11 protein-coding genes are annotated in these 12,267 nt (G+C 68.3%); 5 read left to right on the top strand and 6 right to left on the bottom strand.

What is annotated here, in order from left to right; all coding sequences use genetic code 11:
• The gene (locus IU452_RS19795; protein ID WP_195110569.1) at positions 1 to 327 is read left to right on the top strand and encodes a plasmid stabilization protein; all 327 of its coding nucleotides are present in this window, start codon (positions 1 to 3) and stop codon (positions 325 to 327) included.
• A gap of 123 nt (positions 328 to 450) precedes the next feature.
• Here IU452_RS19795 and IU452_RS19790 read toward each other — a convergent pair whose 3' ends face one another.
• The 6 genes from IU452_RS19790 to IU452_RS19765 form a co-directional block, all read right to left on the bottom strand.
• Complete coding sequence (locus IU452_RS19790; RefSeq protein WP_195110568.1) at positions 451 to 1,584, bottom strand: hypothetical protein; 1,134 nt, start codon at positions 1,582 to 1,584, stop codon at positions 451 to 453.
• 85 nt (positions 1,585 to 1,669) lie between these two features.
• Positions 1,670 to 3,190: an MmgE/PrpD family protein gene (locus IU452_RS19785; protein ID WP_195110567.1), complete on the bottom strand. Its 1,521-nt coding sequence runs from the start codon at positions 3,188 to 3,190 to the stop codon at positions 1,670 to 1,672.
• A gap of 13 nt (positions 3,191 to 3,203) precedes the next feature.
• Positions 3,204 to 3,695: a type II toxin-antitoxin system RatA family toxin gene (locus IU452_RS19780; RefSeq protein ID WP_195110566.1), complete on the bottom strand. Its 492-nt coding sequence runs from the start codon at positions 3,693 to 3,695 to the stop codon at positions 3,204 to 3,206.
• 5 nt (positions 3,696 to 3,700) lie between these two features.
• A complete protein-coding gene (locus IU452_RS19775; RefSeq protein ID WP_195110565.1) occupies positions 3,701 to 4,969 on the bottom strand; it encodes an aspartate aminotransferase family protein in 1,269 nt (422 codons plus the stop codon).
• 5 nt (positions 4,970 to 4,974) lie between these two features.
• Positions 4,975 to 6,117, bottom strand: a complete 1,143-nt coding sequence (locus tag IU452_RS19770; RefSeq protein ID WP_195110564.1) for an acyl-CoA dehydrogenase family protein — start codon at positions 6,115 to 6,117, stop codon at positions 4,975 to 4,977.
• A 7-nt stretch (positions 6,118 to 6,124) separates the two neighbouring features.
• Positions 6,125 to 7,729 (bottom strand): aldehyde dehydrogenase family protein, encoded by a 1,605-nt coding sequence (locus tag IU452_RS19765; RefSeq protein ID WP_195110563.1) that lies wholly within the window; start codon positions 7,727 to 7,729, stop codon positions 6,125 to 6,127.
• 182 nt (positions 7,730 to 7,911) lie between these two features.
• Here IU452_RS19765 and IU452_RS19760 point away from each other — a divergent pair, with 182 nt between their 5' ends.
• The 4 genes from IU452_RS19760 (at position 7,912) to IU452_RS19745 (ending at position 12,214) form a co-directional block, all read left to right on the top strand.
• Positions 7,912 to 8,913 (top strand): DUF2156 domain-containing protein, encoded by a 1,002-nt coding sequence (locus IU452_RS19760; RefSeq protein ID WP_324192709.1) that lies wholly within the window; start codon positions 7,912 to 7,914, stop codon positions 8,911 to 8,913.
• Positions 8,910 to 9,911, top strand: a complete 1,002-nt coding sequence (locus IU452_RS19755) for a diacylglycerol/lipid kinase family protein (RefSeq protein WP_195110561.1) — start codon at positions 8,910 to 8,912, stop codon at positions 9,909 to 9,911. The genes IU452_RS19760 and IU452_RS19755 overlap by 4 nt, the downstream gene beginning before the upstream one ends.
• Positions 9,908 to 11,404: a flavin-containing monooxygenase gene (locus IU452_RS19750; RefSeq protein WP_195110560.1), complete on the top strand. Its 1,497-nt coding sequence runs from the start codon at positions 9,908 to 9,910 to the stop codon at positions 11,402 to 11,404. Before IU452_RS19755 ends, IU452_RS19750 begins: the two co-directional genes overlap by 4 nt.
• Before the next feature lie 78 nt (positions 11,405 to 11,482).
• On the top strand, positions 11,483 to 12,214 hold the full coding sequence (locus tag IU452_RS19745) for an AfsR/SARP family transcriptional regulator (protein WP_195110559.1): 732 nt from the start codon (positions 11,483 to 11,485) through the stop codon (positions 12,212 to 12,214).
• Positions 12,215 to 12,267 lie beyond the last annotated feature (53 nt).

Genomic DNA, 12,267 nt, shown 5'->3' with positions numbered 1-12,267 from the left:
ATGCCGAAAGAATGGACAGCCAAACAAGAGCGGCAGTACGAGCACATCAAGGATTCGGCCCGCAGCCGCGGAGCGAGCACTCGCCGGGCAAAGGAGATCGGCGCCCGCACGGTGAACAAGAACCGCGCCCAGTCCGGGCAGTCCCGCACCGCGAGCCGTTCGTCGGTGAAGGACAAGTCGCCGCAGAGCCGGGGCGGTCAGCGCTCGGGCACCAACCGCCCGAAGGGCCCGACCCGCGACCAGCTCTACAACGAGGCCCGCAGGCGCGGCATCAAGGGCCGCTCCAAGATGACCAAGAACCAGCTCCAGAGGGCGCTGGGCAAGTAACGCGAAATCCGGACGCACCGAGGGCCTGCCCCCGGCGCGATGGGCTGTTGCCTCGTACAGGCGGCCGTCAGCGTCGGGGGCATAAACCCTCATTCCCTATTCCCGGCAGGCTTTCGCCGGGAACTAGGGCCCCAGGAAGGCCAGCGTGGCGACGTACATCAGGCCGGTGAAAATCGGCCAGAACACGAGCTTCGGGAGCATGTTCTCCCGCCATGCCACCAGTTTGCGCAGGCCGCCGGTGATCAGCATGGTCGCGTTGAAGGCCACCAGCAAGGTCATCGCGTACAGCGTGAAATACCAGAACTCGATGTAAGAGATTCCGGCCGAACCGGTTTCGGCGCGGGCCGCATTGTCGTTGACGGCAATCACCAGAACCGTGGATACCGCGAAACCGATGATCGCGAAGGCGGTGAACCCGGATATGTTCCGTCGATCCGGATCGGTGGTGATGACGAACAACGAGAGGAACATCAGCAACGCCAGCAGCAAAACCGGCACGATGCGGCCGATCAACGGCCCCACCAGGCTCCGGTTGATGCCGACATTGAAATACAGATCCGCGGCCTGATAGGCGGCCCGGTTGTGCTTCAGTCCGAACTCTCGGTGATCGAAGCTGAACGCCGTGTAATCGGGTTCCCAGCTGCCGAACACCAATCCCGGATCGAGTCCGGCCAGCCGCTCCGGCACCCACTTCGGAAAGGCCTCGAAATCGGGGACCAGCTGCGCCGGACGAGTCAGGTCGGCGGGCCGCATGCGTATCCAGACGTCCTGATGATCGAGGGGATAGTTCTTGTAGTCCATGTGCTGGCGAAAGGTCGCGCTGAACGCCCACACCTCGATGTGGTACTCCCGATCGTCGAAGCTGAACGCCGGGGTGAGCGCCCGGGGATTGTCGGCCTCGGGCATCATGACGCCGTGCGTGACGTCGGCCGGGAACCCGGGGCCGAACCGCTGCCACACCATGCCGGTCATTTTGACGTTGTAGGCGTTGACGAATTCCATCGACAGCAACAGCACACCTGTCGGAATCCGCGTGACCGCATCGGGGGACCCCCACTGTTCGGCGACGACTTTGTCGACGTCCTGGGGATCGAGCGCCGGGGTGCCGGTCACCGTGTCCGACACTTCGTGGCGACTGGCCCCCAACCAGGAATGCAGGGTGCCGAACGCGAAGAGGAGCGACACGAGCAAAGACAGCAGCCACCAGAGGTGTCGCTGCAGTCGGCGGACCCGCCGCTTCTCGAGTACCTCGGCCACTCGGGAATATTAACCGTCAATTTGCCAGTTTCGTCCCAACTTCCCGTCCCCGCGGCCGGGTGTCGACTCGAAATATCTCCTCACCTCAACTACCGAAGGGCTGACACAGCGCTGTCGCCAGCGTGCGTGCTGTTTGCTCCGGCCCGAGAGTCTCGATTCGCTCGAGCTCGGACAGCGTCCGCGGGCAGCCACCCACACCCAGGAATTTCGCTCCTGCGATCACCGAATGATGCTGGCGAGTCGCCGGGCCGGTCATCCCGATGGGCCGTTCACACCGTTCGACCAGCCGCCGCCCGTCGCTCAATTCGATCTCGACCCGCGCGCCGATCGACATGGTCGCTTGATCGAATGTGGCCTCCGGCGCTCCGAGCTCGGCCAGTCGCCGCGGCAGGTCCTCCCCCGCCCACGCCTGCAGTTCCGGCCAGTTCGCGGCGCGCCCGCCCGCCCACCGCAGCGCCTCGCCCAAGGGGGCGGTCGCCCGCAGCATCTCGTCGGTCAACGTGGCATCGTGCTCCACGCTCACCTTGTCGGCCAATCGCCACCGCGACTCGTCCCGCAGCGCCTTGGGCGTGAGATCGTCGGCGCGGAGCCTGCCGGTCTGCAGAATCGTGGCCACGCCGTAGCCGATGGCGAAGGTCGCCGCGGCCACCGGGGTCCGGCCGCCGTCGAGGAACGGTCGCACCTTGCGGTCCAGCAGCCACGTCAGCAGGCTCCCCTGTACCACGATGCGCCGGATCATCGGCAGCTCCGCGGCGGCCAGGCGGGTGCTGAGCCGCTCGGCGCATTCGTAGGCCGCCTGGGCATAGGCGCTGCCCGGGAACCGTTTGAAGGCCAGGGTGTCGGTGTGCCAGCGCCGCCCGAGCCCGGCCACCAGCAGATCCGGCAGCGGCACGGCCGACAGCTGCGCCAACAGTCCGTCGGACCCATCCATAAGCTCTGTGGCACAGGATAATCCGTGCGCCGCGGCATCGCACGCGTCCAGGGCCGCACGCACCGGGAAGCTGGCGGTGAGCGGTTTCAGGTCACCGGCGAGCACGGCCCGGGCCAGCGGCGTCGGCACCATTCCCAGTGCCAGCCCGAGCGCCGCCGTCCATTCGGGGACCGGGGCCCGGCGGGCGTGCAGCATCGCCGCGGCCGCACCCATGAGATGGCAGTGCGTACTCGCCTGCGCCCGGAAGAACGGTCCCAGGATGGTGGCGGCGGTGAGCCGCGCGGCGCATTCGTTGGCGACGACGATCGTGGTGAGCAGCGACCGCCCGTCCATGCCGAGCGTGCGGGCATGGGCCACCGGCACATTGACACAGGCCGCCGACAGATGGCCGACGAAGGAGACGTCGTCGAAATCCAGGCAGGTGGCCAGCCCGGCCAGCACCGCCGCCGACGATTTCGAATCCGCCTGCAGGGGACCGCCGAACGTGGCGACCAGGCGACGGCCGAGCGGATGTGTCAGCGACGCCCGCACCGTCGCCAGATCGGAGATGAGCTGACTGCGCGCCAGCGCGAGGGTGGACGCGGGGATGTCGTCGTAGCCGACCGTGCGCGCCCAGGCCGCCAATTCGGTAGTGGGGCCGAGAAGCCGGAGGGGAATTTCCGTCGAGAGCGTCACCGGATCGGCCTCCTCACCGTAGCGCGTACTTCACGGCCACCGCGGCGGCCACGGCCGGATCGCCCACCACCTCGGCGTCGTCGAGCAGCCGGAACATCGCCAGACTCAGCCCCTCCTTCAGCACCTTCTCCGCCACCGGCTCGAGAATGCCGGCGAGACTGGGGATTCCGAAGTCGAAGCTCGCCTCGAACAGCACCGTGCAGCCCGGCGCCGCGGGATCCACGCGCCAGGTGCCGCGGAATACGTCGAAGTCCCCAGTGGTCTGCTCGAAGACGATGCGCCGCTGCTCGGGCTGGAAGTAGTCGACCTCCGACCAGCGCAGCGGCCCGTTGCGGAAGTAGACCTCCCAATCGCTGGTGAGCGGTGCGCCGTCGCGAGCGCCGTGGACGACGACCGACCGCACCTCCGGCACCAGCTCCGGATACCTCTCGAACCGGGCGATCCGGCAGTAGGCCTCGTCGGCCTCGCAACCGGTGGACCGGACGGTCAGTGCTACCGAGCGCATCGTGCTCACCTTTCGCCGTCGGGGTAGCGGCCGGCCAACGCCGCGACGGCCTGGTCGAACCGGTCGAGCAGAAATCCGACCTCGGACCGGTCCAGCACGGCCGGGGGCGTGAGCCGCAGCACCCGTTCGGAATTGAGCGAATGATTGGGAATGACGTTGTGGGTGACCAGCTCCACCAGCAGTTCGCCCGCCAGCGCCGGATCGGCGAATTCGATGCCGATCAGCAGCCCGCGCCCGCGCACCTCCCGAATGCGGTCACCGAGCCGGTCGACGGCGATCGCGGTGATCGCGGGCAGCAGTTCCGCGCCCAGCTCGGCGGCCCGCTCGACCAGCCCCTCGCAGGCGATCGCGGCGATGGCGCCGCAGACCGCCGCCATGGCCAGCGGCGCCGCGGAGAAGGTGGAGGTGTGCAGGAACGGATCGCGGTCGAGCACCGCATAGGCATCCTCGGTCGCGATGGCGGCCGCGACCGGCAGCACTCCCCCGCCGAGCGCCTTACCCGACAGCAGGATGTCGGGCCGGACGTTCTCCGGATCCGATCCCCACCAGGTACCCAAACGGCCCAGGCCCGTTTGGATTTCGTCGACGACCAGCAGTGCGCCGAATTCCGTGCACAGCGTGCGGACGCTGTGCAGATAACCGGGAGCGGGCAGGACGACACCTGCCTCGCCCTGGACGGGTTCGACGATCACACAGGCGCTCCCGCCGCAGCTTTCGAGGGCGGCGTGCAGGGCGGGAATGTCGTTGTAGGGAATGTGCGTCACATCGGGCAGCAGCGGCCGGAACGGGTCCTGGTACAGGCTTTTCGCCGTGACCGACAGCGCGCCGAAGGTCTTGCCGTGATACCCGCCGTGCATCGAGATCAGATGCCGGTGCCCCGACAGCCGCGCGATCTTCAGCGCGGTCTCGGTGGCCTCGGCGCCGGATCCGCAGAAATGGATCCGCTGCAGGCCCGCGGGCGTCACCGAGGCCAGCATCTGCGCGGCCCGGGCGGCGGTGGGCTCCAGGAACATCCGGGTGCCGATGGGATGCACCTGCAGTTGCCGTTCCACCTCGCGCACGACGACCGGGTGGCGCGCTCCCGCGATGAAAACACCGTAACCGCCTGCGTTGAGGTGCCTTTCGCCGTCGCTGGTGGTCACCCAGGCGCCCTGGGATTCGATCTCCACCTGTCCGCCCAGCAGTTCGGCGATGCGCGCCCGCCCCGTGCTGAGGTTGTCGCGATACGCCTGGGCCACCCAGTCGGTGGCGGCCGCGTTCTGCTCTACCGTCATCCTGGTCACTTTCGGTCGATGCGGAAGGTGCCGCCGGACAGGCTCTCCACCAGCCCGTCGGCGCAGGCCGACCGCGCGGGCGGATGGAAACCGAGACAGCGGCCGGCGGTGGCGAGATAGGCGACCTCCGGGTCGGTGATGAAGGCGATGCCGCCCAGGGCCTCGACGGAGCGGGTGGCGATGTCGTCGATGGCGTCCTGGATGCCGTAGCGGGCGATCATCGCCGTGGCGAGGGCGGCATTGTCGGCCCGGCCGTCGATCAGCAGCCGCGCCACCGAATCCAGCAGCAGCGCCGCCGTTTCCAGCCGCACCCCGAGCCAGGCCCGGGTCTCGACGCTCGCGCGGCGCGCGGTGAAGACCCGCTCCACCAGAGCACCGACCATGCCCAGATAGCAGGCGCAGATCACCAATTCGAACCAGATGAATCCGACGGTCTGCAGTTCGTCCACGGCCCCGGCCTCGTCGACGGTGGCCGGAATGGCCAGGCGCTCGTCGACGAACACCTCCTCCAGGCGGACCTCGTCGCTCTCCGCACCGGCCAGGATCGCGGTGTCCCAGAACGGATGTACCGAAATCCCGGGTGACGTGGCCGGGATCAGGAGCACCCGCAGCTCGCTGCCCCCGTCCGGGGTGGGCACCGCCGCACTCGCGGACAGCAGATCCATCGAGGCGGCCATGCTGCACGGCCGTTTCGACCCCGTCACCAGGAATCCGCGTTCGTGCGGTGTGGCGGTCATCGTCGGAGACAGGATGCCCTGTCCCGGCCGCCCCTCGGCGAATCCCGAGGAGACGAGCAGACTCTGGTCGGCGATGCCCTCGAGGATGGCCCATTCGGTGCCGCCGGAGCGCAGGCTGTCGGCGAGGGTGAACAGGGTGGCGACCGAGAAGTGGTGCATGGCGGTGGCCACGGCGAGCGAGGGCGCGACCGAGCCGATCGCCCGCACCACAGCCGCCGCCTCCCGGGGATCGACGCCGAGTCCGCCGTAGGCGCGCGGGATCACCAGCGCGGGCCCGCCGAACTTGCGGAACAGATCCAGCCCGGGATTTCCGGGGCGTTCCAGCTCGAGCAGCGGTTCGCTCGCCAGCGCGGAATACAGTCCGGGCACGTGCTTTTCGCACAGGGTTCGGGCGTCGTCGAGGGTGCGCACGCGGGTCCTATCGGTAACGGTAGGGCTGGTCGGCCAGGGACATCGCCACGCCTTGCAGGTGGGAGGTCCGCAGCGGCGGATAGTTGGCCTCGCCGAAGACACCGCCGGTGACTCCGGTCCCGCCGTGCGAGGGCAGCGGTGCGGCGAAGGCGATATGCGACTCGTTGATCTTGATCAGCCCGCCGTTGGTCACCCTCGCCAGGTAGGTGTCGACGATTCGGCTGTCGCGTGCCCACAGCGAGTTCCGCAACCCGTAGCTGTTGGACTCCACGAAGTCGATGAACTCCGCCAGCAATCGGGCGTCGTCGCGATGGTCGGGCACGATGACAGGGATGAGCGGGAAGAAGGTCTCTTCGCGCACGGCATCCAACCGCCGCGCCGTCGCCAGGCCGTCGACCCGAATCACCGTGGGCTGCAAGAAGAAACCGGTCTCACCGGGCGACCCGTCGAGATGCATGCTGGCGCCGCCGGTGACCACGGTCGCACCCTTGGCGACCGCATCGGCCAGCGCGGCCCGGAACCTGTCGTGATGCAGGACCGGCGTCAGCACGACACCGTCCTCGTCCGGATAGCCGGGCCGCAGGGCCTGGGCGTGGGCGGTGACGCGCGCGATGAACTCGTCGGCCACGGCCGGATGGACCAGGACCTGATTGGGAATCATGCACAGCTGGCCGGAGCCGTAGAAGCTCTCGGCCACCGCGCGGGCGGCACCGTCGAGATCGGCGTCGGCCCAGACGATCACGACATCGTTGCCAGCTAGTTCGAGGATGGGTTTCTTACCCGCTGCGACGCACCGCTTTTCCAGCGACATGCCCGATTGCACGCTGCCGAAGTGCATGATGTCGTGCACCTGCGGGCTGTGCAGCCACAGCCGCATCAACCGTTCCGGGTCGCCGCAGACCACATTGACCGTGCCCGGCGGGGCCCCCAGTTCGTCCAGCGTGGGCGCCACGATCTCGCGCAGCGCAAAGCTCACCCCGAGCGGTGCGGCGCGGGGCGCACGCACCACGATCGCATTGCCCGCGACCACGGCGGTCACCGCCAGCAGGGCGCTGGACATCGGCGCATTGGCCGGTGGATTGACACAGACCACCCCGTCGGGCCTGCGGCGCACGATGCGCAGGCGGCCGTCGTCGGTGCGATGCTCGCTGTAGAGCTGCGCGCGCAAGAAGTCTCGCGACGGCTTCTCGCACAGCTCGACGAAGCCACCGAACTCCCAGCGCGCCAATTCCAGCGGATGGCCCTCCACGGTGAGCATCCAGATGACGGCATCGGCATTGTCCAGCAGTCGTTCCCGCGCCCGCGCCAGGAATTCGAGGCGGTCGTCGAGGGGTGCGCCACGCCAGACGGCGGCGGCCTCGGCGGCTGCCGACAGCGCCCGCGAGGCGATCGTGTCGTCGGCGACGGCGACCCGGCCGACCACCGTGCCGGGTTCGACGGACGACAGCGCCACGGCGCCGCGGTCCAGATCGCGTTTGAGCCGCAGACTCGTGAACGAATCCTCGAAGAGCGCGCGCGCCGACAACACGTGCACCCAGGTGCCGCTGTCGATGTCCTTGCCGCCCACATAGCTTCCGTACGTGAGCGTCTGTGTGTCCTGCGCCGTCGTCATCGGCTGCGGTCCTCACCCACCTTCTCTTCAGGCCGACACCATCCGGGGCCACTCTGCCGCGCCGCACTGAAATGTTGCTGATCTATTGCTGACGCACCGTTCGCATGCGGTCAGCGGACCGTCAGGGCCGTCCGGAACCCTCTGCCGGGTCGCGCAACACTCGAAGAAAGGGCCGCTCAGAAGTGTTCTCCTCGGACATTACGCCGATCCGGGAGAACACGCGCGTCGAAATTCTCCAGCGGTATGCCGACAACCCCAGCGCCTTCCTGGCGCTGAACCAGGACAACGCCGTCTTCACCGTCCCCGGCCTGACCGGCTTCATCTGCTACCGCCCCTGGGGCCGGTTCCTCATCCAGTTCGGCGGGCCCTTCGCGCCGCGCAACCGGCGGGCGGAACTGCTGCGGCGCTTTCTCGACCATGCCGCGGATCGGCGGAAACGGGTTGTGGCCGTGCAGCTTCAGCGTGCCGACGCCGAGCTGTACGCCGACCTGGGCCTGCCGGTCAATCAGATCGGTGCCTCGTATGCGGTGGCCCTGGACCAGGTGGAGTTGGCCGGGCGCCGCTTCGTCCGGCTGCGCAACAAGATCTCCCGGGCGCGGCGGGCGGGGCTGGTGATCGAGGAGACCGATCCGGACGGCCACCGCGCCACGCTCGCCGAGATCGACCGGTGCTGGCTGCGCTCGAAAGGGCGGCAGGCCCGCCCGCTGCGCTTCCTGGTCGGCGAGATCGGCGGGCCCGCACAGCATTTGCGCAAACTCTTCCTCGGCACCGTGGCGGGCAGGCCGGTCGGATACATCTCCTACAGCCCCGTATTCGGCGCCTATCGCGGGTGGCTGCACGATCTGAGCCGCCGGGTACCCGACGCCGCACCCGGCGTCATGGAGGCGATCAACCTCACGGCCATGCGCCGGCTGAGCCGCGGCGATACCGACTGGCTGCACTTCGGGTTCACGCCGTTCACCGGTTTGGACAGCGCCGTGGAGTTGCCCACCGCGAGCCGGGCCACCGCACGGGTCGTCCGGCTGCTCGCCGACCACGGCGAGCGCCTCTATCCCTCCCGCACCCAACTGGAATACAAGATGAAATGGCAACCGACACTGGTATTTCCGGAATATCTCGCCATCGACGGGCGGCTGTCGCCCGGTGCCCTGTGGAGTCTGCTGCGGGTGACGAACGCGCTGTGAGCGAGGCCGCCGTCTCCGCGACCATCACGAGAACCCCTGCACGAGCGCGGGTTCCGGTCCTGGCCGTGGTGAACCCCACGGCCGGTGGCGATCCGGGCGCGATGGTGGGCGCACTGGACGAGATCGACCGTGTCGCGCTGCGCACCGTCGTCACCGAACGTGCGGGCGATGCGGAGCGGCTCGTGCTCGAGCAACTCGTCCGCGAGATGCCGGAGGTGGTCGTGGCCGTCGGCGGGGACGGGACGGCCGGGCAGGTGGCCGCGGCCCTGCACGCCGTCCACGCCCACACCGGCACCTCCCCGGCCCTGCTCCTCACCCCCGGCGGCACCGGTAACTCCAGCTTCCGCGGCCTGTGGGATCACCGATCCTGGTCCGAGGTCGTGCAGTGCGCCTTGGTGAGTGGCCGGGCGTCCACTCGCACCATCGATCTCGCGCTGATCGAGGAGTTCGACGCTCTCGCACTGCTGGGCTGTGCGACGGGTCTGCTGCCCGCCGCGCTCGTCGCGGCCCGGGACCTGGACGGCAGCGGCCGAGACCTCCTGCTGCGCGCGACGGCGGCGGCCGCGGCCACCTACGAGCCGTATCCGGGCCGGGTGATCGTCGACGACCGGGTGACCATCGAGGGCGACATCCTGGTCGCCGACGTCGGCGGAATGCGACACCGCGGCGGCGATTTCCAGCTGCTGCCGCATTCGCTCCTCGACGACGGGCTGATCGATGTCTGCGTGGTCACCGCCGCCGCGGACCTGGCCGAGCTGTCCCGCGTGGCCTTGACCGCCGCCATCGACGAGCTCGAGGGCGTCCACTACGCCCGCGGCCGCCGGATCCGCCTGGAACGCCGCGACGGCCACAACCTGCTCATCGAACACGACGGCGAACTCATGCCACACACCCACACCGGATACGCGATACGCGTCGTCCCCCGGGCGGTCCGGGTGCTGGTACCCGATCCCCCGCCCGCCTGCCTGACAACGACTACGGAACGAGGTGCCCGATGACGGAGACGGATCCCGAGGTGCTGATCGTCGGCGCGGGAATGGCAGGGCTGGGCATGGCAGCCACGCTGCGCAATGCGGGCATCACCGATTTCGTGGTGCTGGAGAAGGCGAGCGAGGTCGGGGGCACCTGGCGGGTCAACACCTATCCCGGTTGCTCGTGCGACGTCCTGTCGATGATGTATTCCTATTCCTTCGCCCCCTATTCCGGCTGGAGCCGGCTCTACGCCGAGCAGCCGGAGATTCTCGACTACATCCGCCGGGTGGTGAAGGACTTCGCACTCGGCGCTCATCTCCGATTCGATTCCGAGGTGGTGTCCTATCACTTCGACGACGCGGCGGATCGGTGGACGGTGCGCACGCGGGCGGGCGAGGTCTACCGCCCGCGCGTGGTCGTCGTCTGCCACGGCGCGCTGCACCGGCCCTACATTCCCGACTTCCCGGGCCGGGAGCGGTTCACCGGTCCGGTGGTGCACACCGCCCGCTGGGATCCCTCGATCGATGTCACGGGGAAACGCGTCGCGGTCATCGGCACGGGAGCCAGTGCGGTACAGCTCGTTCCGGCCATCGCGGGCCGCGCCGCCCACGTGACGGTCTTCCAGCGCACCCCGCACTGGGTGCTGCCGAAGATGAACCGTGCGATCGGCGACCGGGAGCGGGCGCTGCTGTCGGCCGTACCCGGACTGCGGCGGGTGTACCGCAACGTCGCGTACTGGACGCACGAGGTCCCGGTGGCGGGATTCATGAATCCGCGCCTGCTGTCGATCCTGCAGTGGGCCGCACTGCGTCATCTGCGCAAGCAGGTGCCGGATCCGGAACTGGCCGCGAAACTCGTGCCCGACTACACGATCGGCTGCAAACGCATCCTGCTGACCAGCGACTACTACCCCGCGCTGACCCGGCCCGACGTCGACCTGATCACCTCGCCGATCGCCGAATTCGATCCGCGGGGCATCCGCACCGCCGATGGCATCCTGCACGACGCCGACGTGATCGTCCTGGCGACCGGATTCGACACCGACAACCGCTGCGCCCGAGAAGATATCGCCGGACGCGACGGGCTGACCATCCAGCAGGCATGGCGCGACGGAATGCGGGCCTACCTGGGCATGAGCGTCGCGGGCTTCCCGAACCTGTTCATGGTGATGGGACCGAACTCGGGCGGCGGCGCCCAGTCCATCCTGTTCGTCATCGAGGCCCAGGTCCGCTACATCGCCAAATGCCTGCGCCTGATGCGGAAGTACCGGGCCACCCGCATCGAGGTCCGGCCCGAGGTCGAGCGGGCCTTCAACGACCGGTTGCACGCGCGACTGTCCCGTTCGGTATGGAATTCCGGCGGCTGTGACAGCTGGTTCCTCGACCACACCGGACACAATCGCCAATGCTGGCCCGGAACCGGAACCAGCTATTGGTGGGCCACCCGAACACCGAAGCGGCGTTCCTTCCTGCTCACACACGCGCCGTCGTTGCGGGCCACGGAAAACCAGTGGTGCTAGCATTCGCAACCGAAGGCGGCTCCACTCGACATTTTCCGTCGAATCCCTGCGCGGCATGTTCTGGATGGTGGGCGACGTATGGCGACAACCGATATTTCCGTTCTCGGTCCGGTGCGGATCGTGCTGGACGGCGTCGAGGTCCCCCTGTCGGGCCGGAAGTTGCGCAGTATCGTGGCAATTCTTGCGATTCGGCCGGGTGAGTGGCTGCGCCGCGACGAACTCATCGAAGAACTGCGGTTGACCGAAACCGCCGATGCGGTCAATGCTCTGCACGCGCATATCGCAAGATTGCGAAAGTGGCTCGGCGCCAATCGGCTCCCCGCGGATCTGCTGGAATCCTCGGCATCGAACTATCGCCTGAATCTGGAGCGCGGCTGTATCGATGCCTTCCGATTCACCGAACAGGTCGACCACGCGCTGGCGCTGGGCACCTCGGCGCGCTCGGTGGTGGCGGCCATGCTCGAGGATGCGCTCGGGATGTGGCGCGGGGATGCGCTGGCCGACATCTCCGACGGCCCCCTGGTGGCCGCCCGCGCCGATCAGCTGCATCAGCTGCGCGCCGTCGCGCGGGAGGCGCTGCTCGATTCCTGGATCGCCGTGGAGCGCTATCAGAAGGTGATCGTCCACTCCAAGACCTTCATTGCCGCCGATCCGTTCAACGAGCGTTTGTGGGAGCTGTTGCTCATCGCGTTGAAGCGCTCCGGCCGCCGCGCCGAGGCGGTCGAGGCATTCCGGAATCTGCGCAACATTCTCGATGCGGAATTGGGTATCCAGCCCAGTGATAGGCTGCGCGCCGCGCTCGTAAGCTGACCCGTCACACAACGAAACGGTCCGGCCGGGCGAACCCGGCCGGACCGTTTCGT

It is taken from the genome of Nocardia transvalensis (assembly GCF_015477765.1).
Taxonomy (GTDB): Bacteria; Actinomycetota; Actinomycetes; order Mycobacteriales; family Mycobacteriaceae; genus Nocardia; species Nocardia transvalensis_A.
Note: the sequence above shows the minus strand (reverse complement) of the source record. Positions and strands in the feature narration are given on the sequence as shown.

Bases quoted from the DNA above. Each gene is read 5' to 3' on its own strand.
- IU452_RS19795 (WP_195110569.1), top strand. From the start codon at position 1: ATGCCGAAAGAATGGACAGCCAAACAAGAGCGGCAGTACGAGCACATC.
- IU452_RS19780 (WP_195110566.1), bottom strand. From the start codon at position 3,695: ATGCGCTCGGTAGCACTGACCGTCCGGTCCACCGGTTGCGAGGCCGAC.
- IU452_RS19775 (WP_195110565.1), bottom strand. From the start codon at position 4,969: ATGACGGTAGAGCAGAACGCGGCCGCCACCGACTGGGTGGCCCAGGCG.
- IU452_RS19765 (WP_195110563.1), bottom strand. From the start codon at position 7,729: ATGACGACGGCGCAGGACACACAGACGCTCACGTACGGAAGCTATGTG.
- IU452_RS19750 (WP_195110560.1), top strand. From the start codon at position 9,908: ATGACGGAGACGGATCCCGAGGTGCTGATCGTCGGCGCGGGAATGGCA.
- IU452_RS19745 (WP_195110559.1), top strand. From the start codon at position 11,483: ATGGCGACAACCGATATTTCCGTTCTCGGTCCGGTGCGGATCGTGCTG.